The organism is Neorhizobium vignae, from assembly GCF_000732195.1.
Classification (GTDB): domain Bacteria; phylum Pseudomonadota; class Alphaproteobacteria; order Rhizobiales; family Rhizobiaceae; genus Neorhizobium; species Neorhizobium vignae.
Window position 1 is genome coordinate 417917 of sequence record NZ_JNNU01000004.1, and the last position, 25949, is coordinate 443865.

24 protein-coding genes are annotated in these 25949 nt (G+C 62.1%); 16 read left to right on the forward strand and 8 right to left on the reverse strand.

Annotation, left to right across the window (positions count from 1 at the left end):
- The first annotated feature begins 56 nt into the window (after positions 1-56).
- The 4 genes from GQ59_RS08985 (at position 57) to GQ59_RS09000 (ending at position 6545) form a co-directional block, all read left to right on the forward strand.
- Positions 57-3683 (forward strand): hydantoinase B/oxoprolinase family protein, encoded by a 3627-nt coding sequence (locus GQ59_RS08985; RefSeq protein ID WP_037080119.1) that lies wholly within the window; start codon positions 57-59, stop codon positions 3681-3683.
- A gap of 19 nt (positions 3684-3702) precedes the next feature.
- Positions 3703-4911, forward strand: a complete 1209-nt coding sequence (locus GQ59_RS08990) for a TIGR03862 family flavoprotein (protein ID WP_037080127.1) — start codon at positions 3703-3705, stop codon at positions 4909-4911.
- A 110-nt stretch (positions 4912-5021) separates the two neighbouring features.
- Positions 5022-5738, forward strand: coding sequence for a YoaK family protein (locus tag GQ59_RS08995; RefSeq protein WP_037080130.1), 717 nt, complete (start codon positions 5022-5024; stop codon positions 5736-5738).
- Between the two features lie 18 nt (positions 5739-5756).
- Positions 5757-6545: a YdcF family protein gene (locus GQ59_RS09000; protein WP_037080133.1), complete on the forward strand. Its 789-nt coding sequence runs from the start codon at positions 5757-5759 to the stop codon at positions 6543-6545.
- A 17-nt stretch (positions 6546-6562) separates the two neighbouring features.
- Here GQ59_RS09000 and GQ59_RS09005 read toward each other — a convergent pair whose 3' ends face one another.
- On the reverse strand, positions 6563-7039 hold the full coding sequence (locus GQ59_RS09005; protein ID WP_051903875.1) for a hypothetical protein: 477 nt from the start codon (positions 7037-7039) through the stop codon (positions 6563-6565).
- A gap of 116 nt (positions 7040-7155) precedes the next feature.
- Between GQ59_RS09005 and GQ59_RS09010 the strand changes: the two genes are divergently transcribed.
- The gene (locus GQ59_RS09010; protein WP_037080139.1) at positions 7156-7812 is read left to right on the forward strand and encodes a trimeric intracellular cation channel family protein; all 657 of its coding nucleotides are present in this window, start codon (positions 7156-7158) and stop codon (positions 7810-7812) included.
- A 6-nt stretch (positions 7813-7818) separates the two neighbouring features.
- On the opposite strand, the gene irrA is transcribed toward GQ59_RS09010, so the two are convergent.
- On the reverse strand, positions 7819-8235 hold the full coding sequence (gene irrA / locus GQ59_RS09015) for an iron response transcriptional regulator IrrA (protein WP_037080327.1): 417 nt from the start codon (positions 8233-8235) through the stop codon (positions 7819-7821).
- A 316-nt stretch (positions 8236-8551) separates the two neighbouring features.
- Here irrA and fabA point away from each other — a divergent pair, with 316 nt between their 5' ends.
- The 5 genes from fabA (at position 8552) to GQ59_RS09040 (ending at position 11871) form a co-directional block, all read left to right on the forward strand.
- Positions 8552-9067, forward strand: coding sequence for a 3-hydroxyacyl-[acyl-carrier-protein] dehydratase FabA (fabA, locus tag GQ59_RS09020; protein WP_037080143.1), 516 nt, complete (start codon positions 8552-8554; stop codon positions 9065-9067).
- A gap of 46 nt (positions 9068-9113) precedes the next feature.
- Complete coding sequence (gene fabB, locus GQ59_RS09025) at positions 9114-10337, forward strand: beta-ketoacyl-ACP synthase I (protein WP_037080147.1); 1224 nt, start codon at positions 9114-9116, stop codon at positions 10335-10337.
- Between the two features lie 4 nt (positions 10338-10341).
- The gene (gene fabI / locus GQ59_RS09030) at positions 10342-11148 is read left to right on the forward strand and encodes an enoyl-ACP reductase FabI (protein ID WP_037080150.1); all 807 of its coding nucleotides are present in this window, start codon (positions 10342-10344) and stop codon (positions 11146-11148) included.
- A 134-nt stretch (positions 11149-11282) separates the two neighbouring features.
- Entirely contained in the window at positions 11283-11465 is a 183-nt protein-coding gene (locus tag GQ59_RS09035) for a type II toxin-antitoxin system HicA family toxin (RefSeq protein WP_037080156.1), read from the forward strand.
- 10 nt (positions 11466-11475) lie between these two features.
- Complete coding sequence (locus tag GQ59_RS09040; protein ID WP_037080330.1) at positions 11476-11871, forward strand: type II toxin-antitoxin system HicB family antitoxin; 396 nt, start codon at positions 11476-11478, stop codon at positions 11869-11871.
- Between the two features lie 3 nt (positions 11872-11874).
- Here the strand turns inward: GQ59_RS09040 and GQ59_RS09045 are convergent, their stop codons facing one another.
- The 6 genes from GQ59_RS09045 to GQ59_RS09070 form a co-directional block, all read right to left on the reverse strand.
- Positions 11875-12882, reverse strand: coding sequence for a class I SAM-dependent methyltransferase (locus tag GQ59_RS09045; RefSeq protein ID WP_037080158.1), 1008 nt, complete (start codon positions 12880-12882; stop codon positions 11875-11877).
- 90 nt (positions 12883-12972) lie between these two features.
- The gene (gene pnp, locus GQ59_RS09050; protein WP_037080166.1) at positions 12973-15105 is read right to left on the reverse strand and encodes a polyribonucleotide nucleotidyltransferase; all 2133 of its coding nucleotides are present in this window, start codon (positions 15103-15105) and stop codon (positions 12973-12975) included.
- Between the two features lie 339 nt (positions 15106-15444).
- Positions 15445-15714, reverse strand: a complete 270-nt coding sequence (rpsO, locus tag GQ59_RS09055; RefSeq protein WP_037080169.1) for a 30S ribosomal protein S15 — start codon at positions 15712-15714, stop codon at positions 15445-15447.
- 155 nt (positions 15715-15869) lie between these two features.
- Positions 15870-16799 (reverse strand): tRNA pseudouridine(55) synthase TruB, encoded by a 930-nt coding sequence (truB, locus tag GQ59_RS09060; protein ID WP_037080172.1) that lies wholly within the window; start codon positions 16797-16799, stop codon positions 15870-15872.
- A gap of 12 nt (positions 16800-16811) precedes the next feature.
- Positions 16812-17219 carry a 30S ribosome-binding factor RbfA gene (gene rbfA / locus GQ59_RS09065; protein ID WP_037080175.1) on the reverse strand — a complete coding sequence of 136 codons (408 nt, stop codon included), beginning with the start codon at positions 17217-17219 and terminating at the stop codon, positions 16812-16814.
- A 176-nt stretch (positions 17220-17395) separates the two neighbouring features.
- Positions 17396-19129, reverse strand: coding sequence for a methyl-accepting chemotaxis protein (locus GQ59_RS09070; RefSeq protein ID WP_051903876.1), 1734 nt, complete (start codon positions 19127-19129; stop codon positions 17396-17398).
- Positions 19130-19464: 335 nt separating this feature from the next.
- Here GQ59_RS09070 and GQ59_RS09075 point away from each other — a divergent pair, with 335 nt between their 5' ends.
- From GQ59_RS09075 to GQ59_RS09100, 6 genes are all read left to right on the forward strand, one after another.
- On the forward strand, positions 19465-19794 hold the full coding sequence (locus tag GQ59_RS09075) for an STAS domain-containing protein (RefSeq protein WP_051903877.1): 330 nt from the start codon (positions 19465-19467) through the stop codon (positions 19792-19794).
- Positions 19791-20159: a response regulator gene (locus GQ59_RS09080; RefSeq protein ID WP_037080177.1), complete on the forward strand. Its 369-nt coding sequence runs from the start codon at positions 19791-19793 to the stop codon at positions 20157-20159. The genes GQ59_RS09075 and GQ59_RS09080 overlap by 4 nt, the downstream gene beginning before the upstream one ends.
- The gene (locus GQ59_RS09085; RefSeq protein ID WP_037080180.1) at positions 20156-22165 is read left to right on the forward strand and encodes a chemotaxis protein CheA; all 2010 of its coding nucleotides are present in this window, start codon (positions 20156-20158) and stop codon (positions 22163-22165) included. Before GQ59_RS09080 ends, GQ59_RS09085 begins: the two co-directional genes overlap by 4 nt.
- Positions 22162-22677, forward strand: a complete 516-nt coding sequence (locus GQ59_RS09090; RefSeq protein ID WP_037080182.1) for a chemotaxis protein CheW — start codon at positions 22162-22164, stop codon at positions 22675-22677. Before GQ59_RS09085 ends, GQ59_RS09090 begins: the two co-directional genes overlap by 4 nt.
- A gap of 24 nt (positions 22678-22701) precedes the next feature.
- On the forward strand, positions 22702-24408 hold the full coding sequence (locus GQ59_RS09095; RefSeq protein WP_037080185.1) for a methyl-accepting chemotaxis protein: 1707 nt from the start codon (positions 22702-22704) through the stop codon (positions 24406-24408).
- Positions 24409-24594: 186 nt separating this feature from the next.
- The coding region (locus GQ59_RS09100) for a methyl-accepting chemotaxis protein (RefSeq protein ID WP_037080188.1) at positions 24595-25949 on the forward strand (1355 nt) is incomplete at its 3' end.

The following is a 25949-nucleotide window of genomic DNA, read 5'->3' on the forward strand; positions in this document are numbered from 1 at the left end:
CGTTTTATCGACGAAATGTTTTCGTTAGGCATCAATTTCTATTTGAGGGGCGAAACATGACCGAGGCTAAGTGGGATTTCTGGATCGATCGCGGCGGCACGTTCACCGACATCGTCGGGCGAAAGCCGGACGGATCGCTCGTGGCTCACAAGGTCCTGTCCGAAAATCCGGAGGCCTACCGCGATGCCGCGGTGCAGGGTATCCGCGAGCTTCTCGGCGTGCCGACCGGGGCCGCCATCCCTGCCGACGCGATCGGCGCGGTGAAGATGGGCACGACGGTTGCCACCAATGCGCTGCTGGAGCGCAAGGGCGAGCGCACGCTGCTCGTGACGACCCGCGGTTTCCGGGACGCACTCGCGATCGGCTACCAGGCCCGCGCCGACATCTTTGCCAAGAAGATCATCAAGCCGGAGCTGCTCTACAAGCATGTGGTCGAGGTGGACGAACGGGTCCGCGCCGACGGCACGATCGAGGCCGCACCAGACGAAAAGACGATCCGCGGTCAGTTACAGGAGCAGTATGACGCCGGCTTCCGCGCCGTCGCGATCGTCCTGATGCATGCCTATCGCTTCCCGGCGCATGAGCAGCTGATTGCGCAGATCGCCCGCGAGATCGGCTTCACCCAGGTTTCCGTCAGCCACGAAGTCTCGCCGCTGATCAAGCTGGTCGGGCGCGGCGACACGACTGTGGTCGACGCCTATCTGTCGCCGATCCTGCGCCGCTACGTGGAGCAGGTTGCCGGCGAGCTCGGGACCGGGCTCGACGTCGCCGACAATCAGGGCGCGCAGCTGATGTTCATGCAGTCCTCCGGCGGGCTGACCGCGGCACGGCTGTTCCAGGGCAAGGATGCGATCCTATCCGGCCCGGCCGGCGGCGTGGTCGGTGCGGTCGAGACCTCGCGGCTTGCGGGCTTCAACCGGATGATCGGCTTCGACATGGGCGGCACCTCGACCGACGTGTCGCATTATGACGGCGAGCTGGAACGCTCGTTCGAAACCGAAGTGGCGGGCGTGCGCATGCGCGCGCCGATGATGTCGATCCACACGGTTGCCGCCGGCGGCGGCTCGATCCTGCATTTCGAGAACGGCCGTTTTCGCGTCGGCCCGGATTCGGCCGGTGCCAATCCCGGTCCGAAGGCCTATCGCCGCGGCGGGCCGCTGACGGTCACCGACGCAAACGTCATGCTTGGCAAGCTCTCGCCAAAACTCTTCCCGGCGATCTTCGGACCCAACCGCGACCAGCCGCTCGATGCGGATGCCGTGCGTGCCGCCTTCGAGGATATGGCCAAGGTGATCGGCGACGGCCGCTCGCCGGAAGAAGTGGCCGACGGGTTCCTGGCGATCGCGGTCGAGAACATGGCGAATGCCGTCAAGAAGATCAGCGTCCAGCGCGGCTATGACGTCACCCATTACGTGCTGACCTGCTTCGGCGGCGCCGGCGGCCAGCATGCCTGCCTGACGGCCGATGCGCTCGGCATCTCGACCGTGATGATCCACCCGTTCTCGGGCATTCTTTCCGCTTATGGCATGGGGCTCGCGGATATCCGCGCCACCCGCCAGCGCACGGTGTCGCACGAGCTTACGGCCGCGCTGGAAACGCTGGGGCCTATAAGCGACGAACTGACCGGCAGCGTGCTGGAGGAAATGGCGTCGCAGGGCGTGGCCGCCTCCGAGACCGAGGTGCTTCACCGCGCCCATCTGCGCTATCAGGGCACGGATACGACCTTGCCCGTCACTCTCGCCAGCGCGGCAGAAATGACGGTCGCCTTCGAAACGGCGCACAGGAAGCAGTTCGGTTTCATCTTCGAAAACCGCGAAATCATCTTCGAGGCCTATGAGGTCGAGGCCATCGGCGGCGGCGCAGATTCCGACGAGCCGGAATTCGCGGTCGACGGCGCCGAGCCTTTCGCGGCCGAAGAAACGAAATTCTTCTCCGGCGGCGCGTGGCGCGAGGCGCCGGTCTATCGCCGCGCCGATATCAAGCCGGGCTCGCGCGCAAATGGTCCCTGCCTGATCGTCGAACCGCACCAGACCATCGTTGTCGAGGACGGCTGGGCCTTCGAGATCACCCGGCTGAACCATGTGGTGCTGAAGCGCGTCGCCGAACTTTCCCGCGCCAAGCCGATCGGCACGCAGGCGGATCCGGTTCTGCTCGAAGTGTTCAACAATCTCTTCATGTCGATCGCCGAACAGATGGGCGTGACGCTGCAGAACACCGCCTCGTCGGTCAACATCAAGGAGCGGCTGGATTTCTCCTGCGCCGTGTTCGATGCGGACGGCGCGCTGGTGGCGAATGCTCCGCATATGCCGGTGCATCTCGGCTCCATGGACCGGTCGGTCGAAAGCGTCATCGCCCAGAACCAGGGCAGGATCCGCCCCGGCGACGTGTTTGCGCTGAACGCCCCCTATAATGGCGGCACCCATCTGCCCGATATCACCGTCGTGACGCCGGTGTTCGACGCCGAGGGCAAGGACATTCTCTTCTACGTTGCCTCGCGCGGCCATCACGCCGATGTCGGCGGTACCGCGCCGGGCTCGATGACGCCGCTCGCGACCACCGTGGACGAGGAAGGCGTGCTGTTCGACAACGTGCTGCTCGTCGATCGCGGCCGGTTCGACGAGGCCGGCATCACCGATCTCCTTTCCAACCATCCCTACCCCGCCCGCAACGTCGCCCAGAACGTCGCCGACCTGCGCGCCCAGATCGCCGCCAACGAAAAAGGCGTTCACGAAATGCGCAAGATGATCTCGCAGTTCGGTCTCGACGTGGTGCAGGCCTATATGGGCCACGTGCAGGACAATGCGGAGGAGAGTGTGCGCCGGGTGATCGAGAAACTCGGCAATTCCGAATTCTCCTACGCAACCGACCAGGGCAGCGTGATCCAGGTGAAGATCACCGTCGACAAGGCCAAGCGCGAGGCGACCGTCGATTTCACGGGCACGAGCCCGCAGAAGAAGAACAACTTCAACGCGCCGGAACCGGTTACCCGGGCGGCGGTGCTCTATGTCTTCCGCGTCATGGTCGAAAGCTCCATTCCGATGAATGCGGGATGCCTGCGGCCGATCAGCATCATCGTCCCGGAGGGGTCGATGCTGAAGCCGCAATATCCGGCGGCTGTGGTGGCGGGCAATGTCGAAACCAGCCAGCACGTGACCAATGCGCTGTTCGGCGCGCTCGGCGCGATGGCAGCAAGCCAGGGTTCGATGAACAATCTCACCTTCGGCAACGCGACCTATCAGTATTACGAGACGCTGTGCTCCGGTTCGCCGGCCGGCGTGTTCAACGACGGGACCGGTTTCGAGGGCACGGATGCGGTGCATGTGCACATGACCAATTCCCGCCTCACAGACCCGGAAATCCTGGAAACCCGTTATCCGGTGCTGCTCGAAGACTTCCACATCCGCGAAAATTCCGGCGGCAGGGGCAAGTTCTCGGCCGGCAACGGGACGAAGCGGACGATCCGCTTCCTCGAGAAGATGGATTGCGCCATCCTCTCCTCGCATCGGACGATCAAGCCGCACGGGCTTGCCGGTGGCGAAGCCGGCGAGCTCGGCAAGACCACGGTGCGGCGCCTCGACGGCACGCTCGAAGAACTCGGCGGCTGCGCCCAGACGATCATCGAGGCGGGCGAAGCGGTGACCGTTCAGACGCCGACGGCCGGAGGCTATGGCAAAGCGGACTGATCTGCCGTAACCGGAGATCATGACGAAGCAGATCGCAATCATCGGCGGCGGCCCGGCAGGGCTGATGGCGGCGGAGGTTCTCTCCGCTGCCGGCCATGCCGTGACGGTGTATGAGGCGATGCCGACCTTCGGGCGGAAATTCCTGCTCGCCGGCAAGTCCGGGCTGAACATCACCCATTCGGAAGACTTTTCGAGTTTCGCGGAGCGATTCGGGAGCGACTCCGCGCGCCTGCGCCCGGCCCTTGAAGCGTTCACTCCGGACGGCGTGCGGGCTTGGGCGGCCGGTCTCGGCACGGAAACCTTCGTGGGGACCTCCGGCCGCGTGTTCCCGACAGTCATGAAAGCCTCGCCATTGTTGCGCGCCTGGCTGCGGCGGTTGGAGGCACAGGGCGTAAAGCTCAAGGCAAGGCACCGCTGGGTGGGGTTTGCCGGAAACGGCTATCGGTTCGAAACGCCGGAAGGACCGATCATCGTCCAGCCGGATGCTGCTCTCCTGGCACTCGGCGGCGCCAGCTGGCCACGGCTTGGCTCGGATGCCGCGTGGGTGCCGTGGCTGAGAGACAAAGGCATCGCGATCGCCGATCTGCAGCCTAGCAATTGCGGTTTCGATGTCGCCTGGAGCGAGGCGTTTCGCGAGCGTTTTGCCGGCGAGCCGCTGAAATCTGTTTCGACCACGTCCGACGCCGGCACGTTCCAGGGCGAATTCGTGGTCTCGAAACACGGGATCGAAGGCAGCCTGGTCTATGCCCATTCCGCAGCACTGCGGGACCGACTTGTCGCGGAAGGCCAGGCGGCATTGGCCGTCGACCTCGCGCCCGGCCGCACGATTGAGCGTCTGGCGCGCGACCTTGTCCGGCAGGATGCCAAGGCGAGCTTCTCCAACCGCCTGCGAAAGGGAGCAGGGCTGGAGGGCGTAAAAGCTGCCCTGATTCGCGAACTCGTTCCGGATGCCAACCGAATGGCCTCGGAGGAATTGGCGAGGGTGATCAAGGCTTTGCCGATCCCCGTTCTCCGCCCGCGGCCGATCGCCGAAGCGATCTCGTCCGCCGGCGGCATCGCCTGGAGCGATCTCGACGAGAGCTACATGCTGAAGTTGCTTCCGGGCCTGTTCGCCGCTGGGGAAATGCTCGACTGGGAGGCGCCGACGGGCGGCTACCTGCTGACCGCCTGCCTTGCGACGGGCCGCTCTGCTGCCCGAGGCGTCGAGGCGTGGCTGGGCTCGCAATAGGACTCGCCTCGGCGTTCGATTTGCGATTTCTTTCCTAGTTATCCGACATTGTCCTGGATCAACGCCTCAAGGCGTGATTCGCGCAGATTTACGCGGAGGAAAGGACCTCCATGACCAGGGAAAGACGAAGACGCATCATCCGCAGACGGCGGACCGTGACGGGTCTTGCACTCGTTGCCGCGATTTCCTTCGTGGCGGGCATGACGGATGCGGTGGGCCTGCTTCTCTCGGGCGACTTCGTATCCTTCATGACCGGCAACACGACCCGGGCGGCAATCTCCTTCGCCGACGGCGACTACAGCCATTCGATCATCCTGTTTATCGCGCTCTGGGTCTTCATTCTCGGCAACGCACTCGGCATCGTGCTTGCCTATACGGTCTCGGCACGCCGCACCTTCGTGGTGCTGTCGGGCGTTTCACTCCTGCTGGCCGCGGCTTCCATCGTTCCTACGGCCGGTTACCCGCGGCTTCAATTCTATCTGATCGTGCTGTCGATGGGCATGATCAACGCAACGGTCGAACATATCGAAGGGCTGCCGATCGGGCTGACCTATGTGACGGGCGCGCTTTCCCGCTTCGGCCGCGGAATCGGCCGCTGGCTGATCGGCGACCGCAACCCGACCGGCTGGCTGATCCAGACGGTTCCTTGGACGGGAATGGCATGCGGTGCCGTGACGGGCGCTTTTTTGACGAAATATGCTGGCAGCCATGCGCTCTGGATCGTTTCGGTTCTGGCCCTTGCGGTGGCATTGGCGACGGCGCTTCTGCCGCGCCCGCTGCACCTGCATTTCCAGCAGCCGATCGTCTCCGCCCGCCGCCGCGCCTGATCGTCTCGAAAGTTTTTGATGTTCCTGCTGTCCAAGCTCTTCTGGGTGTTTGCCCAGCCCCTCTCGATCGCCTTTCTGCTCGCGGCCCTCGCCGCATTTCTGGTCTTCGTCGGCCGGCACAAGCTCGGCGGGTCCGCCGCGCTCCTGACAGCGCTGTTGCTGTTCGTGACGCTTTTCACCACGGCTGGCACGGTGGCGCTGCAGGTGCTGGAAGACCGCATTCCGAAGCCTTCCCAGGAAGCACAGACGGTTTCCTGCATGATCGTGCTCGGCGGGGTGCTCGAAAACGAGGTGACGACCGCGCGCGGCGGCATCGAGCTCAACCAGGCGGCCGATCGGTTCGTGGAGGCTCTGCGGCTCGCCCGCAATCATCCGCAAGCACGCATTCTGATTTCCGGTGGAGACGGTTCGATCAGCGGCGCCTACGAAGGCGAAGCGCAGGCTTCGGAACGGTTCTTTTCCGCCTTCGGCATCCGGGCCGATAGGCTGGTGAAGGAAAACGCGTCGCGCACGACCTACGAGAATACGCTAAATACGGCCGGCCTTCTCAAGGCGCAGGGGCTGGATAACTGCCTGCTGATCACCTCGGCCTTCCACATGCCCCGCTCGATGGGCCTGTTCCGGGCGGCCGGGATAACGGTCACGCCGTGGCCGGTCGATTACCGCACCAGCGGCATCGTCCGCCTGTCGCTCGATTTCACCCAGCCGGCGCTGAACGCACAGCTGACGACAACTGCCGCCCGCGAGTGGATGAGCCTCACCGCCTATTATCTCACCGGCCGGATCGGCGGGATCTTTCCGGGATGAGCCATCTCCACGCCCTTCTATTTCTTCGACAGGATATTGAAATCGAGGCCGCGCACCCGGACGCGCATTTCGCAGGGCGCGGCGTCATTGCGACCGCAGAAACGGGGATGCATCGTCAATTCAAAGACCATGTTGCCGAAGTACTGGACGAAATCGTATTTATAAAGCTGGGCGGTGGCGACCATCACGTAGCCGCCTTCCTTGATCTGGACATAGAAATTGTAGAGGCAGCCCTCCGCAGTGCAGCGCGGGCCCTTGACCCCGTCGCAGGTTACTTCGGATTGATTGGAAACGAGGTCGATCATGCCGTCATTGTTGATGTCGAAGCGCTTGATGAAGGTCGGCCCGTAGTCGACGGTCTTGCATTCCTTGCGGAAGTAATTCTTTTCGTAGATTTCCGGATCGCTGAAACGCTGCGGCTGCTGAGCGAAAGCAAATGTCGGCGCAAGCACCAGGACGAGCGCCTGCACAACAATGATCAAGAGCTTTTTCACGAACGGACCCCTGCAAATTCATCTGTTCACGGCGGGCGCGGAAGGATGACGCACGCAACGATCGGCGGTTATGCTAACGGCCTGCACTTGCGCGACGCTGGATCACAAGGTTTGACATGTCACTGCTGATGATCCTCGACTACGCCGGCATCGCACTTTTTGCCGCGACCGGCGCACTGGCCGCCTCGCGAAAACAACTCGACCTCGTGGGCTTCCTGTTTTTCGCGGCGGTCACCGGACTCGGCGGCGGCACGCTCAGAGACATTATCCTCGGGCGAATGCCGGTCTTCTGGGTGCTCGATCCGACCTATATCCTGATCTGCGTGGTTGCCGGTGCCTTCGTCTTCTGCACGGCCCACCGCGTGGAATGGCGCTATCGTCTGCTGATCTGGTTCGATGCGGTAGGGCTTGCCGCCTATAGCGTGCTCGGCGCTGCAAAAGGGCTTGCCGCCACGGGATCACCGACGATCGCGATCGTCACCGGTGCGCTGACCGCAGCCTTCGGGGGCATCCTGCGCGATCTTCTTGCCAACGAACCTTCGGTGCTGCTGAGGCCGGAGATCTACATTACCGCCGCACTGGCGGGCGCCTGCGGGTTTACCGCGGCGAATGCGCTTGGCCTGCCGCTCTACGCGAGTTCAGGCCTGGGCGCGGCGCTGGCCTTCGGCCTGCGCGGCGGCGCGATCCATTACGGCTGGACATTGCCGCGCTACAGGCCACGGCCCGGCCGGGAGCAGGACGAGGCCATGAGGGGGAATAAAGGGAAAGAGTAGGAAGCGTCAGCTTTTCTTTTCGCGCAGACGGATGATCACATCCACATGGGCGATTTCCATGCCTTCCGGCGCTTCCGGCAGGTTGCCGATCTGCAGATTGCTGACCGGAATGTCGAGCACCTCGTTACGGCCCTCGACGAAGAAGTGATGATGATCGGAAATGTTGGTGTCGAAATAGGTCCTGGCGCTTTCGACCGCCAGCACGCGGATAAGGCCGGCTTCGGTGAATTGATGCAGCGTGTTGTAAACGGTCGCGAGCGAAACAGGGACGCCGGCAAAGGTGGCTTCCTCGTGCAGTTCCTCGACGGTCAGGTGGCGGTCACCCTTGGCGAACAGCAGATCGGCCAGCGCAACGCGCTGCCGCGTCGGACGCAGGCCGCAGTGGCGCAGTCTCGTCTCGATGTCCGTCATGGCTTCTGCCATATTGCCCGTCAGCTCCCGCCGTTTTACGCCCATGTCAGGTATCTTGACTTTCCGATATAACTTTTACGGAGGGTAGTTTCAATAGTTTCCGGAGGATACCTGCCGCGCGAGCGCCAAAAACGCGCAATTTCGCTACAAGCCTCTGGTTTGCGCCGGTAGCTTCCTATATGCGGACCAGAACAAACGCATGTTCCAGTGGCTCGGCTGCCATCCCCAGGCGGAGCGCAAGTTCATCGTTACGCTTCAATTCCGACCGATCTTGCACTAAAGCTGCTGAAACAAAAGGTCTAAGGTTCAACGGGGGGAACGGAAATTTATGGCACCCAGGCAGTCCAGCTTCTCTTACGAAGAACTTCTCTCTTGCGCCCATGGCGAGCTGTTCGGACCCGGCAATGCGCAGCTTCCGCTGCCGCCGATGTTGATGGTCCACCGCATTACCGACATTTCGGAAACAGGCGGGGCCTTCGACAAGGGTTATCTTCGCGCCGAATACGACGTTAAGCCCGACGACTGGTATTTCCCCTGCCATTTCGAAGGCAATCCCATCATGCCGGGCTGCCTTGGCCTTGACGGCATGTGGCAATTGACCGGCTTTTTCCTCGGCTGGCTCGGCGAGCCGGGACGCGGCATGGCTTTGTCGACCGGAGAAGTGAAGTTCAAGGGCATGATACGCCCGGACACCAAGCTGCTCGAGTATGGCATCGACTTCAAGCGCGTCATGCGCGGTCGTCTGGTGCTTGGCACCGCAGATGGCTGGCTCAAGGCGGACGGCGAAACCATTTACCAGGCAACAGACCTTCGTGTAGGCCTGTCGAAGGAAAAGGCCGCCTGATCCTGCTTCGCGGCCAAAGAAGAACAAGCAGAAAAGGTTTGATGAGATGAGACGGGTAGTTGTAACGGGTCTCGGTATCGTATCCTCGATCGGGAGCGACGCCGCCGAAGTCACAGAATCCTTGCGTCAGGCAAAGTCCGGCATTTCCTTCTCTCCCGATTTCGCCGAGCACGGCTTCAAGTGCCAGGTCTGGGGCCGGCCGACGCTCGATCCGACGGAACTGGTGGACCGCCGCGCCATGCGCTTCCTCAGCCAGGGCGGCGCCTGGAACCATGTCGCCATGAAACAGGCGATCGCCGATTCCGGCCTTGAAGACAAGGACATCGGCGAGAACGAGCGCACCGGCATCATCATGGGTTCGGGCGGCCCCTCCACCCGCACGCTCATCGAAGCCGCCGAGATCACCCTCAAGAACAACAGCCCGAAGCGTATCGGCCCGTTCGCCGTGCCGAAGGCGATGTCGTCGACGGCATCGGCGACGCTTGCCACCTGGTTCAAGATCCACGGCGTCAACTATTCGATCTCGTCCGCCTGCTCGACATCCGCGCACTGCATCGGCAATGCCGCAGAGATGATCCAGTGGGGCAAGCAGGACGTGATGTTCGCCGGTGGCCACGAGGACCTCGACTGGACGATGTCGAACCTGTTCGACGCTATGGGCGCCATGTCCACCAAGTACAACAACGATCCCGACAAGGCCTCCCGCGCTTATGACGTTGACCGCGACGGCTTCGTCATCGCTGGCGGTGCCGGCGTGCTGGTTCTCGAAGAACTCGAGCATGCGAAAGCTCGCGGCGCCAAGATCTACGCGGAAATCGTCGGCTACGGCGCGACGTCGGATGGCTACGACATGGTCGCCCCGTCGGGCGAAGGCGCGATGCGCTGCATGCGACAGGCGCTGGCGACGGTGAAAGGCGATGTCGACTACATCAACACTCACGGCACCTCGACCCCGGTTGGGGACAGCAAGGAGATCGGCGCCATCCGCCAGGTCTTCGGGGACAAGATCCCGCATATCCAGTCGACCAAGTCGCTGACCGGCCATTCGCTCGGCGGTGCCGGCGTGCAGGAATCGATCTACGGCCTTCTGATGATGCAGGAACGCTTCATCGGCGAAAGCGCCCATATCGAAAACCTGGACCCGGAATTCGAGGGCGTTCCGATCGTGCGCAAGCGCATCGACGATGCCAAGATCGATACGGTTCTTTCCAATTCCTTCGGGTTCGGCGGCACCAACGCCACGCTCGTCTTCCAGCGCTTTAACGGGTAATTCCATGACCGGAATCATGCAGGGGAAACGCGGCCTGATCATGGGGGTCGCCAACAATCATTCTATTGCCTGGGGGATTTCGAAAGCCCTCGCCGCGCAGGGCGCCGAACTCGCCTTTACCTTCCAGGGCGAAGCACTGGGCAAGCGCGTCAAGCCGCTCGCAGCAGAGCTTAATTCGGATTTTGTCGTGCCCTGCGATGTCGAGGATATCGCCTCGGTGGATGCGACCTTCGCGGAGATCAAGGAACGCTGGGGCAAGCTCGACTTCGTGGTGCACGCCATCGGCTTTTCCGACAAGAACGAGCTGAAAGGCCTCTACGCCGACACGACGCGCGAGAATTTCAGCCGCACCATGGTGATCTCCTGCTTCTCCTTCACGGAAATCGCCAAACGGGCGGCGGACCTGATGATCGATGGCGGCGCGATGCTGACGCTGACTTATGGCGGCTCGATGCGGGTGATCCCGAACTATAACGTCATGGGCGTTGCCAAGGCGGCGCTGGAAAGCTCGGTGCGCTATCTAGCGGCCGATTACGGCCCTCGCGACATCCGCGTCAACGCGATCTCGGCAGGCCCCGTGCGCACGCTAGCCGGTGCCGGCATTTCCGACGCACGCGCGATCTACTCCTGGAACCAGAAGAACGCTCCGCTTCGGCGCACCGCGACCATCGAGGATATCGGCGGCTCTGCCCTTTACCTGCTCTCAGACCTCTCCCGGGGCGTGACCGGCGAAATCCACTATGTGGATGCCGGATACAACATCACGTCGCTGCCGAGCCTTGAGCGGCTGCGGAATGCGGACTCGGAATAAACGATCTGCGAATGGGTTCGCACTGCGGACCCATTCGATATCGGGCCCAACAAGAAATGCGCATCATAATGCGCCCCCATATCGTCATAATATCCCAAAAAAAAGCTTATCTGCTCGTACATCTACAGTGATGCATGCAGCGCAACAGCCAAAGGATCATTGCGCGGTTGAAGCGCGAAGGCTTTGAGCTGGTTTCGGCCAAGGGATCGCATCACAAGCTTCGCAAGGGGACGCAGACGTTCATCGCCCCGCATCCCAAGAAGGATTTGCCGGTCGGCATCGCGCTTGCAATCGCAAAGCAGGTCGGATGGGTGTGAGGTGGAACCGATGAAATATTTCATCGCTCTTGTTCATAAAGACAATGATAGTGCCTTCGGCATCAGCTTCCCTGATCTGCCGTCCGTGTTTTCGGCCGCAGATATCGAAGACGACCTTACCGCCAACGCGATCGAGGCGATCCGGCTATGGGCGGAGGAGGAGGCGCCGCCTATTCCATCGTCTTATAACGATCTGATGTCGCGTGACGACGTCCGCGCTGAACTTGCGAGGGGCGCGTTCCTGACACACATTCCGTTTATCGCGGACGATACTCGGACCGTCCGTGCAAACGTAACCTTCGACAGGGGCATGCTCGACGCGATCGATGCGACCGCGAAGGAGCGAGGTCTTACCCGATCCGCCTTCCTTGCAAGCGCCGCCCGCAAGGAAATCGAAGCAGCATAGCCGCTACTTCTTCGCCCACAAAACCTTGAACCGCGCGTTCCGGCAAGTTTCACCGCTTTCACGGAAACCTTCCGCCAGGACGGGTTCGTAGGTGAGGCCGCGATTGGCGACCAGCATCAGCCGTCCGCCGTTCTTGAGCGCCGCAGCGGCGGTGCGGATCATCGTCTTGCCGAGTTCCGGATCCGTCGCCTGGGTCTCGTGGAACGGCGGGTTCATGATGACGAGGTCGTATTTTTCCTTGGGCGGCTCGGCACCGAGATCCTGCCAGTAGAAGCGTGCATTGAGATCCGGGCAGTTGCGCGCGACGTTGCGCTTGGCAAATTCCAGAGCCTGGTAATCGGCTTCGAAAAGATCGATGCGGTTCACGCGCTTCGACTTTTCGGCCAGCATCACCGAGAGATAACCCCATCCGGCGCCGAAGTCGGCGGCGTTGCCGTCGAAATCGGTCGGCAGACGGCCTGCAAGCAGTTCCGAGCCCGCATCCACGCGCTCGTGGGAGAACATGCCGGGGGCTGCCTCGAACCGGGCGTCGATCACCACGGTCGATTTTTTCAGCGCCTTGATCGCCGCATCGGCATCGGCAGGCCTGGCGAACCATATCGCGACGCCGTGATATTTCGGGGTGTAGTCGAGTTCGATGCCAAGCTTCAGGAGCGTGTTGCGGAGCGGCTGGATGCCGTCTTCCTTGCCGCCGGCGACCACGATCACGCCGCCGGTTCTGACACGTTCCAGAGCCTCGGCCACGCGGTTCTCGTTCTCGCCGCGATGCTTGCCGCAGAGCACCAGCCCCACGTCGTATCCTTCGCCCTCGGCCTCGGGAAAGGCGCCTTCGCGAAGGCTGCGGAAGAGCGGCCGGAACGGCTGTACGGCCGTGATCTCGGCTGCAAACCCTTCGGGCAAGGCATTTCCCGCCTCGGCGCCCAGGAAGAGCACACGCTCGCCTTCGCCGGGCATCGGAACAGCCTCGGTGTCGAAGGGATGGAACAGGGTTTTCAGGGCGTCTCGGCTCATGGCTAGTCTCGTGGGTTCGTCTCGTGACAGCAGATAAACAAAAGGCGCGGAAGAGCTTCCGCGCCTCGATGTCTCGGAAGGAAGAAGGCCTTATTCGGCGGCTTCGCCTTCAGCCTTCTTGAGTTCCTGGCCGGTGGCCTGGTCGACGACCTTCATCGACAGGCGAACCTTGCCGCGCTCGTCGAAGCCCATCAGCTTGACCCAGACCTTGTCGCCTTCCTTGACGACGTCCTGGGTCTTGGCAACACGCTCGGAAGCGAGCTGCGAGATGTGCACGAGGCCGTCACGGGCGCCGAAGAAGTTCACGAAAGCACCGAAGTCGGCGGTCTTGACGACCGTGCCTTCATAGATAGCGCCAACTTCCGGCTCGGCAACGATCGAGTGGATCCACTTGCGGGCCGCTTCGATTTCCTTGCCGGAAGACGAGGCGATCTTGACGGTGCCGTCGTCCTCGATGTTGATCTTGGCGCCGGTCTTTTCGACGATTTCGCGGATGACCTTGCCGCCCGAACCGATGACTTCACGGATCTTGTCGACCGGGATGTTCATCACTTCGATACGCGGTGCGAATTCGCCGAGCTGGCCACGGCTTTCCGTGATGGCATTGGCCATCTCGTTGAGGATGTGCTTGCGGCCGCCCTGTGCCTGGCCGAGCGCGACCTTCATGATCTCTTCGGTGATACCGGCGATCTTGATGTCCATCTGCAGCGAGGTGATGCCGTCGGCAGTACCCGCAACCTTGAAGTCCATGTCGCCGAGGTGGTCTTCGTCGCCGAGGATGTCGGAGAGAACGGCGAAGCGTTCACCTTCGAGGATGAGGCCCATGGCGATGCCGGCAACGGGCTTGGCCAGCGGAACGCCGGCGTCCATCAGTGCGAGCGAGGTGCCGCAGACGGTCGCCATCGAAGACGAGCCGTTGGACTCGGTGATCTCGGAGACAACGCGCAGCGTGTACGGGAACTGCTCGGCGGTCGGCAGCATCGGGCGAATGGCGCGCCATGCGAGCTTGCCATGGCCGATTTCGCGGCGGCCCGGGGAGCCCATGCGACCAGTTTCACCGACCGAGTAGGGCGGGAAGTTGTAATGCAGCAGGAAGCGTTCCTTGTACATACCCGTCAGGCTGTCCACGTACTGCTCGTCTTCGCCGGTGCCGAGGGTGGCGACAACGATCGCCTGGGTCTCGCCGCGGGTGAAGAGGGCCGAACCGTGGGTGCGCGGCAGGATGCCGACTTCCGAGACGATCGGACGGACGGTTTCGAGGTCGCGGCCGTCGATGCGGCTCTTGGTGTCGAGGATGTTCCAGCGAACGATCTTGGCCTGCAGGTGCTTGAAGACGGCGCCGATGACTTCGGCATTGTACTTCGGCTCGACGCCTTCCGGGAAGAAGTGAGCCTTGACCTTCGCCTTGACGGCGTCGACGGCTGCGTAGCGGTCAGCCTTCTGGGTGATCTTGTAGCCTTCGCGAAGTTCGGCTTCGAAGTGCTTGAGCATTTCGGCTTCGAGTTCGGAATGGTCTTCCGGTTCGAATTCGCGGGGTTCCTTGGCGGCAACTTCGGCGAGCTTGATGATCGCGTCGATGACCGGCTGGAAGCCGCGGTGACCGAACATGACGGCACCGAGCATGATGTCTTCGTTGAGTTCCTTGGCTTCGGATTCAACCATCAGGACGGCATCGCCCGTACCGGCGACGACGAGGTCGAGAACCGACTCGTCCATCTCGTCGAGATGCGGGTTGAGGACGTATTCGCCGTTGATGTAACCGACGCGGGCGCCGCCGACCGGGCCCATGAAGGGAACGCCGGAGAGCGTCAGCGCGGCAGACGCCGCAACCATCGACAGAACGTCCGGATCGTTCTCAAGGTCGTGCTGGATAACGGTTACAACGACCTGGGTGTCGTTCTTGTAGCCTTCCGGGAAGAGCGGGCGGATCGGGCGGTCGATCAGACGGGAAACCAGCGTTTCCTTTTCCGACGGGCGGCCTTCGCGCTTGAAATAGCCGCCCGGGATCTTGCCGGCGGCATAGGTCTTTTCCTGGTAGTTGACGGTGAGCGGGAAGAAGTCCTGGCCAGGCTTCGGAGCCTTGGCGGAAACGACGGTCGCGAGAACGACGGTCTCGCCGTAGGTCGCGAGGACCGCGCCGTCAGCCTGACGGGCGATCTTGCCCGTTTCCAGCCTCAGCGGGCGGCCTGCCCATTCGATTTCGACGGAATGTGTATTGAACATGTCTTGTCCTTCAATGCGGGAGCACACGCATCGCCGATATCGGGCGCAGCGCACAGTCGACCGCAATCAATGTGACACATCATGGGCAAGACAACGGGAGGCTTTGCATCACCGGCACCCTGGAAAAGGAGCCGCGGCTAAAGCCCCGAGGGCTTTGGCCGAAAGCATCCGGCAATCCTGCCCCATGACAGGTCAACGGTTTGTTTGGCAGATCCGGCCCATCCGGGTCCGCCGGGATTTCTACCGCGCAGGTGTCGGGGCGCGGTTCCAACGTTTCATCGGGCCTGTGCCCGAAAAGGCGTCCGGCGGGCACTGTTGCCAGTCCCGCCGGAAGATTTGTTAGCGGCGAATGCCCAGGCTGGCAATCAGCTTGGTGTAGCGGCCTTCGTCCTTCTTCTTGAGATAGTCAAGAAGCGAGCGGCGGCTCGAAACCATCGTCAGCAGGCCACGACGGGAGTGGTTGTCCTTCTTGTGGCCCTTGAAATGTTCGGTCAGGTTGTTGATGCGCTCGGTCAGGATCGCAACCTGGACTTCCGGAGAACCGGTGTCGCCTTCGACAGTTGCATATTCCTTGATCAGCGCAGTCTTACGCTCGGCAGTGATCGACATCGGATGATCCTTTCTTTTGAGAGGAAACAGGGACGCCAAAGGCCGGGATGTCGTCCAGCATTGGCCGTGAAAGCAAAATGAATGCCAGAGGCCGCCTTCTTGCTGGCGCTGCCTATAAACCATTCATGCCCGGATTGGAAGAGCGGATGTTTCGCTCAGCCGAACACCCGCTTCGGCCGGAATTCGCCCTGGCCGATCTCGCCGATGGCAATCAGCTTGCCACGTACCGTCGCGTAGGCCTCGGCCTCCGCAAGCGGCGCATCGCGGCCGCGCAGGATGACCGGATTACCCATTTTAAGCCTGTGCGCCTGGTCGTCGGTGACGGGCAGGTGCGGCAGGCTGGACAACGCCTCGGCGGTATCGATCAGGAACTCATCGAGCGCCGCCAGGCGCTCATCGCGGTCCTCGATCTCCTCAAGAGCCACGAGGTCGGCGAGCGGCACCATCTTTTCCTCGGCGAACGGCGCGACGAAGGTGCGGCGCAGTTCGGAGATATGGCCATAGCAGCCGAGATCCCGGCCGAAATCCCGGGCGAGCGCGCGCACATAGGTGCCCTTGCCGCATTCCACCTCGAAATGCGCCTTGTCCGTGGTGACGCCAAGCAGCGTCAGCCTGAAGATCTCCACCTCACGCGAGGGGATATCGACCGTCTCGCCATCGCGGGCGAGGTCGTAGGCGCGTTCGCCGGCGATCTTGATGGCGGAGAACTGCGGCGGGATCTGGCTGATCGTGCCGGTGTATTTCGGCAGCAGATCGCGGATCGACTGTTCATCGGGGCGCATGTCCGAAGCGGCCGTGACTTCGCCTTCGAGGTCGTCGGTCGAGCGCTCCCCGCCCCAGCTGACGGCGAACTCATAGATCTTGCGGCCATCCATGACGTAGGGCACGGTCTTGGTCGCATCGCCGAGCGCGATCGGCAGCATGCCGGAGGCGAGCGGATCGAGCGTACCGGCGTGGCCGGCCTTCTGGGCGTTGAACAGCCACTTGATCTTGGAGACGGCTTCGGTGGAGCCGAAATCGACCGGTTTGTCGAGGATCAGCCAGCCGGAAATCGGGCGGCCCTTTGGTTTGCGGGGTTTGGACATGCGTTCTCTTGACTATTCTTTGTCTTCACTGTCGCCTGCGAGATCCCGCTGGACCTCCGGCGAGCGCAGCAGCTCATCGATCTTCTTGTAGTTATCGAAGCTGGTATCATCGCGGAATCGGACTTCCGGCATGTATTTCATCTGCCGGAGCTGGCCGCCGATCCGGCCGCGAATGTATTTCGCGTTGCGGTTCAGCGCCTCGATGACTGCCGCATGGTCCGGCACGCCAAGGGGCGTCACGTAGGCCGTGGCGACTTTCAGGTCCGTCGACATGCGGACTTCGGACACCGAGATCACGGTCTTCTCGATCAGGTCGTCGCGCACTTCGCCGCGCTGGAGGACCTGGGTTATGGCGGCGCGGACCTGTTCGCCAACGCGAAGCATGCGCTGGGACGGCGCCGAGGATGATGCCTTGGTCATTTTATTTCTCTTCTAGAGCACTTGCGGGGTTCGTCCCGTATTCCAAGCGCTGCGTCAGCAAAGGCGGTCACATGACCCAGGTGCGCCCAAAGGTCAAGGCGCGGCCTTCGCTTTATCTTAACAGGACAGGCTGCCGGATGCAGCCCCCAAACCCGGCTCCCGCAGGGACCGGCCGATCAGAACAGGGCGTCGTCGATATCGTCGTCGGACATGGCGCTCGTGACGGGAGCGGCTTCCGCCGGCGGTGCGGTGCCGAGCAGCGCGGCATGCAGTTCGCGTTCGCTCACCATTGTATAAAGGCGGGCAATGCGGCCCCCGACATCGGCAAGCGCTTCTTCGAGACCCGGCGCTTCGAAGACGTCCTCGTCGAGTTCCATCTCATTGGCGCAGGAGCGCAGCACCTCGCCGAGTTCAGCATTGAAGTTCAGCCGGGCGAGCGAAATATCCATCTCGCCGACCGCCGTCCTGCTCTGATCGCCGAGCGCCGACATCTGGGCATCCATCCGGTCACCGACCGAACGGATGTTTTCAAGCGCGTTTTCCAAACGCTGGTCGAGGCTTTGTTCGTGCTCTTCGCCGTGGACGCTGGTCAGCTTGTTGGCGGCGATTTCAAGCGTCTGGAGTTCGATCAGGATCTTTTCGGCCGTCTCGTCGAGCACCGCGGCGAAGTTGCGCAGTTCGGCGGTCACGACGTTGATCGCCCTGCCTTCCTCACCGATCTTGCCGCAACGGAGGTTGGTGTTGAGCGCCATATAGTGAATGTCGGTGCGCACGACCTTGACGATGCCGATGCCATCGAGAAGTTCCCGGACGGTATCGCTGGTCGACCGGCTGAGCTCACCGGCGTGGTGGGCAACCTCCTCGATTTCGCGCACGGCACCGCGAGCTGCGGCCACGCCGCTCTCGAGCTGCCGGATCGCATTGTCGTTATCGCCGCTGTCGGCGTCGGTCATCGTGGCGCGCAGGGCCTCGATCTGCGACAGATCCGACCGGAAGCTTGCGACGATGGCAACGATTTTTGCGGTATCGCGATCGAAGTCGGTGATGGATTGATTGAGCTGCAACGATACGAGCTTGCGGATGATCAGCGACAGGCTTTCGCGCTGGTCGCCGGTCAGCCTGGCGGCCGCGGGCGACTCCAGATAATCGGAAAGGATGCGCAGCGCCGACTGGCAATGTTCGATGCGCTGGCGGGTGATATCGCCGACCTGCATGGCCGACAGCGTCGAGGCGAGCTTCGATTGGATGCCGCTTGCAACGGCACGCACCCTCGCGGCGCGCTCGACCAGCAGCTTGCGGTGCTTGCCGATCTCCACCGCGCCGTTCGAGAGGCCGACAACGATCTGCGGCACCGTTTCGTCGTAGCTTGCCAGGATCGCCTTTCCCTTGGCCATCACCGGTCCAAGACCGTGGCCGAGGGTGCTCAGCTTGCCGGCCAGATCGTTGACCTGGCGCGAGCCCTCCTGGATTCTTGCCAGAATTTCCTCGGCGAAACCGGCGAAATCCGCAATCCCGGCACCGGTGATCTTGGCGGTCACCGCGAAGGTGCGCAGATAGCGCAGCGTTTCCTGCATGTCTTCGATCTGGGGCCGGAGCTTGCGCTCCGCGCAGGCGATTTCCTGGAAGCCGATCTGGCGTCCGGATTCGAGCCTGGTCAGTTGCGACAGGCGCTCGACCGTGCTCTTCAGTTCGGCCATCGTGGCGTTTGCCGTTCCCTCATCCAGCGAACCGGTCAACTGGTCGAGAGAGCTGATCAGCTTGTTGAGCACGTCGAGGATCGACAAAAGTGCAGCCCCGCCATCGAGAAAGCGTTCCTCGATACGAGAACGTGCCGTTTCCATCCGGTCGACAAGGACCAGAACGCCCGTCGAATTGTCTGCGACGTCAAAAATGGGTGCCCTGACAGCCACTTTGCCTCACCTTTCGGGTCCCGCGGGACCTCTGCCTGCTGACGATAGCGACGATGAACTCGTCTGTATTGTTTTGGAACAGCCCCACACCAGCACGTTCGTGGATGGTTGTGTCCCGCGTGAGAACTACTCTGAGCGACGAGGAGTTAATTCCCGTAGAATACGGCACTCCGTTTGCGACTTGTGGTTAATGTTTCCGTGCACAGGCGAGTTAAAATACAACCTATCAGTATTGTTTCGCGAAAAGTCGCCATGGCGGATTAACTCGTGATTAACGATCTAAGTCCAAATTTAGCCAGCTATTTCAGCTTTCTCGGAAATATATTGAGGTAAGAATGCCTGCTTCCGAAGTTAAAGAGGATTGTTTTCGCCTGCCGCAGAACCTGACCGTTCGCGCAATCACCAATGTCCAGCAGGAAATACTGCAATTTCTCGACAAGACAGCGTCCACAACCATCGAACTCGACGATGACTGCCAAGTGGACATCAGCTTCATACAACTCCTGGAAGCGGCCCGCATCTATGCGGGTACAGCCGGAAAACACATTGCGTTAGCCCGTCCCGCCAGCGGTCCGACGCTCGATGTCCTGAAGCGCAGCGGCTTCCTCGAAGGAATGTCCGCTGAAGACCTGAAATTCTGGCTTCATCAAGGGGGTATACAATGAGCGCCAGCATCCTAACAGTCGACGATTCCGCCAGCATTCGGCTGACGACGCGCGTCGCCCTCAGCAATGCCGGATATCAGATCACCGAGGCCGTCGATGGACTGGACGGCATCGCCAAGCTCAAGGCGGGCCAGTTCGACCTGATCGTCACCGATCTCAACATGCCGAACATGGACGGCCTGACGATGATCCGAGAACTGCGCAAGATGCCGGCTCATATGGGCGTTCCGGTCATCTTCCTGACGACGGAATCCGACAACGACATCAAGCAGGAAGCCAAGGCCGCCGGTGCCACCGGTTGGCTCACCAAACCATTCGACCCGGAAAGCCTGGTCAAGATCGTCCGGAAGGTACTTGGCAGATGAGCTTTCCCGATCCTATCGCGGTTTTCAGGACAGAAGCGGCCGAGCTTCTGGAACAGATCGAAGCAGGGCTTCTCGACCTGAACGTAAACCTCGGCGACAAGGATCAGGTGGACGCGGTCTTCCGCGGCCTCCACACGTTGAAGGGATCGGGGGCGATGTTCGGCTTCGATGCCCTTGCAGCCTTCACCCATCACTGCGAGACGGCCTTCGACCGCGTCCGCAAGGGCGAGGTTCCGGCAACCCGGGAACTGGTCACCGCAGTTCTCGAAGCCAAGGATCACATGCGTGCCCTGGTCGACACGCCCAATGGCGACCATGAGGCTACGGGCGAAGCGCTTCTCGCCAATCTGCGCGCCGCCGTCGATGGCGCCAACAACCCGGGTACGGGCGTCTTCGCCAAGGCTGCGCCGGGCCAGAACCATTTCAAGATCCGCTTCAGCCTGCCGCAGAACGCGATGGCAAACGGCACCAATCCGTTGCCGCTTCTCGACGAACTGCGCGAACTCGGCGAGTGCGAGATCGTGGCAGACCGGTCCGCAATCCCGTCGCTCGAACTTCTCGCCCCGACCGATCTTTATGTCTCCTGGGAAGTCGAACTCCTGACCACCCAGCCGCGTTCGGCGATCGACGACGTGTTCATCTTCGTCATGGACGAGATGCAGCTCGACGTCACCACGGTGGAGCCCGCGCCCGCCGCAAGGACACCGGCCAAGACCCAAGCCCCGGCTGCCGAAACCCTGCCTGCCGCCGTACCCCAGGTCGTTGCAGCCGCGCCGGCCGCCCAACCCGCACCGGCCGCTACGGCACTCGTCGACGCAAAGCAGAAAAAGGCCTCCGAAAACGTCCGGGTGCCCGCCGAAAAGCTCGACGAGCTGATGGACCGGGTCGGCGAGCTCGTGATCGCCCAGTCGCGCCTCAGCCAGCTTGCAGGCGGCAGCGGCGATCTGCAGCTGCGAGCCGTCTCGGAAGACGTGGAACGCCTTTCCGGCGAGCTGCGGGATACGATGATGGTGCTGCGCATGGTGCCGGTCACCCAGCTCTTCGGCCGCTTCCGCCGGCTGGTACACGATCTGGCGCATGAAACCGGCAAGACGATCGAACTGGTGACCGAGGGCGAAACGACGGAAGTCGACAAGAGCGTGATCGAACGTCTTGCCGATCCTCTGGTGCATCTCGTGCGCAACTCCTGCGACCACGGTCTCGAGACCCCCGAGGAACGGCGCGCTGCCGGCAAGCCGGAGGCGGGCCACATCCTGCTTTCCGCTCGCCAGCAGGCCGGCGAAGTCATCATCACCATCAAGGACGATGGCCGCGGGATCAACAAGGAGCGGGTGCGGGCCAAGGCGGAATCCTCCGGTCTCATCGCACCCAATGCCAACCTCACCGACCAGGAACTCTATCAGCTGATCTTCCAGCCCGGTTTCTCGACGGCCCAGACGGTCACCAACCTCTCCGGCCGCGGCGTCGGCATGGACGTGGTCAAGCGGACGATCGACGCGTTGCGCGGCACGATCAACGTCACAAGCCACGTCGGCAAGGGTTCCGAGATCTCGCTCGCCATCCCGCTGACGCTCGCGATCATCGACGGACTGCTCGTCCGGGTCGGCGACGGCCGCTATGTCATTCCGCTTTCGGCGGTCGAGGAATGCCTCGAGCTTCCGATCGAAGAAGACATGCGCTCGCGCGGCCGCAGCTTCATCTCGCTGCGCGACAGCCTGGTGCCGTTCCTCAGACTTCGCGATCTCTTCCGCACCGGCACCAAGCCCGACCCCTTCCAGAAGGTGGTCGTCATCTCGACCGGTTCCGAACGGGTGGGCCTGGTCGTCGACCAGATCATCGGAGACCACCAGACAGTCATCAAGGGAATGTCGAAGCTGCACCATGACGTCGCCACCTTCTCGGGTGCGACCATCCTCGGCGACGGGGACGTGGCGCTGATCCTCGACGTCGGCCACCTCGTGGCCGAAGGACAACAACAGGAGGCGCATCTGCGCGCGGCCGGATGAACGAAGCAGTCAGAAAGATCTCCGAAAACCTCTGGGGCGGCCGCGACGAGCTGGAAGTCCTGACATTCGACATCGCCGGCGAGATGTTCGCGCTGGAAGCCGTGAGCGTACAGGAAATTCTGGATCTCCTGCCCGAGACCATGGTTCCCGGCGCAAAGGCCTTCGTCGGCAGCGTCATCAACTTCCGCGGCAAGGTCATTCCGCTTGCCGACATCCGCCTTGCATTCGGCATGGAAGCGACCAAGCCGACGATCGACAGCCGGATCATCGTCATCGCGATCAACATCGGCGGCGAACCGGTTCTTGCAGGTATCCGTACAGACAAAGTGCATGAGGTCACCACACTGCTCCGCGCCGCCGGCGAACCGCCGCCGAGCGTGGGCATGCGCTGGCGGCCGGATTTCATCGATTGCCTCGTGAAGCGGGGGGCGGAGTTCATCATCCTCCCCAATCTGCAGGCGATCTTCTCCGCCCAACACGACCATTCCGCGACCGGGGCTTCCCACGGTTGATCACCCTTTTGATGGACTAAAAAAATGCACGCTTCAATCAAGCTCAAGCTGGCTTCAGCATTCGGTTTCATCATCATCATGCTGCTGGCGACTGCCGCCTACGGCATCCTCAGCCTCGGCAACCTGAACGACACGCTCGAAAACGTGCTGCAAGGGCCGGCCCTGCGTCTGAAACTGGCCCAGAACCTGAACAACGAGCAGCTCCAGCAGATCCGTCAGCAGAAGAACCTGCTTCTGGCTGCAAATCCCGGAGAGATGCAGGGATATATCGCAAAGGGCGATGAGGCTCGACGAACGTTCGACGAGACGCTCAAGGTGGTTGAAGCCCACGCGACCGAACAGGGCAAGGTTCTGTGGGCCAAGCTTTCCGGCTTCACGGCAGAGTTTCGCAAGCAGGACGACCGGATCCGCAACTCCATGATCGGCGGGGACGCAGCCTCCGCGCTGCGCATTTCCAACAATGAGGCCCGCGCGGTCACCAACGACATCGACGCGCTGCTCTCGGATGTGGTCAAGCTCGAGGAGAGCCGCCTCAACGAGGCCGACAAACAAACCGATCTGGATTACGCCCAGACCCGCCTGATCATGATCTCGGTCGCCAGCGCCGCGTTCCTGATCGCCGTGCTGGCCGCCCTCTGGATCGCTCTTTCGATCAACAGGGGTCTGCGCAATGCGGTGACGGCTGTGCAGAACGTGGCCGATGGTGACCTGACCAAGTTCGCCACGATCACCAGCAAGGACGAGATCGGCGAACTACTCGGCTACGTCAACACGATGATCGAGCGCCTGCGCGGCGTCGTCGGCGATGCGCTCGCCGCATCCGACAACGTCTCTTCAGGCAGCCAGGAGCTTTCTGCAAGTTCGGAGCAGCTGAGCCAGGGTGCCACCGAACAGGCCTCTTCTGCCGAAGAAGCGTCCGCCTCGATGGAACAGATGGCCGCCAACATCAAGCAGAACGCCGACAACGCCGCCCAGACGGAAAAGATCGCCCGCCAGTCGTCGCGCGACGCCGAAGCATCCGGCCAGGCCGTCGGCCGTGCCGTCGGCGCCATGCGCACGATCGCCGAAAAGATCTCGATCGTCCAGGAGATCGCCCGCCAGACCGACCTTCTCGCCCTGAACGCCGCGGTGGAAGCCGCCCGTGCCGGCGAACATGGCAAGGGTTTTGCGGTCGTCGCCTCGGAAGTGCGCAAGCTCGCCGAGCGTTCCCAGGCTGCCGCTGCCGAAATCAGCGCGCTTTCCGGCGATACGGTGCAGGTCGCGACGGAAGCCGGCGAAATGCTCAACAGGCTCGTACCGGACATCCAGAAGACTGCGGAACTCGTGTCGGAAATCTCCGCCGCCTGCCGCGAGCAGGATATCGGCGCCAGCCAGATCAACGAAGCGATCCAGCAACTCGACAAGGTGACCCAGCAGAATGCAGGGGCCTCGGAAGAGATGTCGGCGACTTCGGAAGAACTAGCCTCGCAGGCCGAAGAACTCCAGGCCTCGATCGCCTTCTTCCGGGTCGATCAGGCCGGCGGCAAAAAGTTGGCCAAGCGGCCTCCGGCTACTGTTGCGGCCCAGAAGCCCATTGGCAGGCCGGCCCCGATGCGCCGCGCTGCGGGCCAGCCGTCTCACAAGGCCGATCATTCGGTGCTCAGCCAGCAGGCTCGCGCCAAGGGTTTTGCCCTCGACATGTCGATGGGCGGACCGGATGCCGACGACGCGGACTTCCGCGAAAGCGCCTGAAGAAATTGAACGATCCCGGATCGACAGGGATCCGGGATCGCCTCCCGCATGTAAGCGGGAGAATGTCTGGACAGCCGGACCGTCGCAGAAGGGTGAATGTATCGGTCTTCTCGTTTTCAAACGTTTCCGCCCGTTGGGGAGGGAAGCAGCTACCGATGCACTTTATTGCCTTGAGAGGATAGGTCTATGCGATTTACGATTAAGCTGAAACTCGGACTGGCTTTCGGCCTGTTGATTGGCCTTCTGGGAGTCACCGCCGGTTACGGAATTTACAGCCTCGCCAATCTCAATTCCGCAATCAGCGCCTTGATTGCCGGACCGGCATTGCGGCTGGAATTAGCCGAAAATTTCTCGGGTACCCAATTGCGCATTGCGCGTGCGCAGATGAACCTTGCGACGTCGGAAACGGCCGAGGATATCGACAAGTACATCCAGGCCAGCGACCGCAACCGCAACCTTTTCAACGAGACGCTGAAGAAGCTCCAGGATCTCTCGGCCACGGATGAGGCCCGGAAGGCCTGGGGAGACGTCGCGACGAAAGCCGAGCGGCTTTTCCGTATCGACGACGCGATCCGGTCGGCGGTACGCAACGGGAATGCCGACCAGGCCCTTATCCTTGCAAAGGGCGACGGGCGCGCCGTCATCGACGACATCGAAAAAACGATCCAAGCGCGCGTGGATGCCAATAAGGACCTGATGGAACAGGCCGACCGCGACACGGATGAGCAATATCAGACGACGCGAAACTTCATAATCGGCCTGACGGGTATCGCCCTGGTGATTGCGATCATCGCCGCCCTGTGGATTGCACTCGGCATCGGTAAAGGGCTGCGCAAGATCATGGATGCCGTCAATGCGGTGGCGCTCGGCGATCTCAACCAGGAGGTCGAGATCAAGACGAACGATGAAATCAAGGATCTGGTCAACACCCTCAACGTGATGACCGCCAACCTGCGCAACACTGCAACCATCGCCGACCAGATTTCGAACGGCGACCTCACCGTCTCGCCGAAGCCGCTTTCCGACAAGGATACATTAGGCCTCGCCCTTGAAAGCATGGTCGAGCGCCTGCGCGGTGTCGTTGCCGATGCGCTTGCAGCCGCCAACAACGTCTCGTCCGGCAGCCAGGAGCTTTCCGCGAGCTCGGAGCAGCTGAGCCAGGGTGCCACCGAACAGGCCTCTTCTGCCGAAGAAGCGTCCGCCTCGATGGAGCAGATGGCCGCCAACATCAAGCAGAACGCCGACAACGCCGCCCAGACGGAAAAGATCGCCCGCCAGTCGTCGAAGGACGCGGAAGCAAGTGGCGAAGCCGTCTCCCGTGCGGTCGGAGCCATGCGCACGATCGCCGAGAAGATCTCGATCGTTCAGGAGATCGCCCGCCAGACCGACCTTCTCGCCCTGAACGCCGCGGTAGAAGCCGCCCGTGCCGGCGAACATGGCAAGGGTTTTGCGGTCGTCGCCTCGGAAGTGCGCAAGCTCGCCGAGCGTTCCCAGGCGGCGGCTGCCGAAATCAGCGCCCTTTCCGGCGATACGGTGCAGGT

Coding starts and splice junctions, on each gene's coding strand:
- GQ59_RS08985 (WP_037080119.1), top strand. CDS start 57: ATGACCGAGGCTAAGTGGGATTTCTGGATCGATCGCGGCGGCACGTTC.
- GQ59_RS08990 (WP_037080127.1), top strand. CDS start 3,703: ATGACGAAGCAGATCGCAATCATCGGCGGCGGCCCGGCAGGGCTGATG.
- GQ59_RS08995 (WP_037080130.1), top strand. CDS start 5,022: ATGACCAGGGAAAGACGAAGACGCATCATCCGCAGACGGCGGACCGTG.
- GQ59_RS09000 (WP_037080133.1), top strand. CDS start 5,757: ATGTTCCTGCTGTCCAAGCTCTTCTGGGTGTTTGCCCAGCCCCTCTCG.
- GQ59_RS09010 (WP_037080139.1), top strand. CDS start 7,156: ATGTCACTGCTGATGATCCTCGACTACGCCGGCATCGCACTTTTTGCC.
- irrA (WP_037080327.1), bottom strand. CDS start 8,235: ATGGCAGAAGCCATGACGGACATCGAGACGAGACTGCGCCACTGCGGC.
- fabA (WP_037080143.1), top strand. CDS start 8,552: ATGGCACCCAGGCAGTCCAGCTTCTCTTACGAAGAACTTCTCTCTTGC.
- fabB (WP_037080147.1), top strand. CDS start 9,114: ATGAGACGGGTAGTTGTAACGGGTCTCGGTATCGTATCCTCGATCGGG.
- fabI (WP_037080150.1), top strand. CDS start 10,342: ATGACCGGAATCATGCAGGGGAAACGCGGCCTGATCATGGGGGTCGCC.
- GQ59_RS09035 (WP_037080156.1), top strand. CDS start 11,283: ATGCAGCGCAACAGCCAAAGGATCATTGCGCGGTTGAAGCGCGAAGGC.
- GQ59_RS09040 (WP_037080330.1), top strand. CDS start 11,476: ATGAAATATTTCATCGCTCTTGTTCATAAAGACAATGATAGTGCCTTC.
- GQ59_RS09045 (WP_037080158.1), bottom strand. CDS start 12,882: ATGAGCCGAGACGCCCTGAAAACCCTGTTCCATCCCTTCGACACCGAG.
- pnp (WP_037080166.1), bottom strand. CDS start 15,105: ATGTTCAATACACATTCCGTCGAAATCGAATGGGCAGGCCGCCCGCTG.
- rpsO (WP_037080169.1), bottom strand. CDS start 15,714: ATGTCGATCACTGCCGAGCGTAAGACTGCGCTGATCAAGGAATATGCA.
- truB (WP_037080172.1), bottom strand. CDS start 16,799: ATGTCCAAACCCCGCAAACCAAAGGGCCGCCCGATTTCCGGCTGGCTG.
- rbfA (WP_037080175.1), bottom strand. CDS start 17,219: ATGACCAAGGCATCATCCTCGGCGCCGTCCCAGCGCATGCTTCGCGTT.
- GQ59_RS09075 (WP_051903877.1), top strand. CDS start 19,465: ATGCCTGCTTCCGAAGTTAAAGAGGATTGTTTTCGCCTGCCGCAGAAC.
- GQ59_RS09080 (WP_037080177.1), top strand. CDS start 19,791: ATGAGCGCCAGCATCCTAACAGTCGACGATTCCGCCAGCATTCGGCTG.
- GQ59_RS09085 (WP_037080180.1), top strand. CDS start 20,156: ATGAGCTTTCCCGATCCTATCGCGGTTTTCAGGACAGAAGCGGCCGAG.
- GQ59_RS09090 (WP_037080182.1), top strand. CDS start 22,162: ATGAACGAAGCAGTCAGAAAGATCTCCGAAAACCTCTGGGGCGGCCGC.
- GQ59_RS09095 (WP_037080185.1), top strand. CDS start 22,702: ATGCACGCTTCAATCAAGCTCAAGCTGGCTTCAGCATTCGGTTTCATC.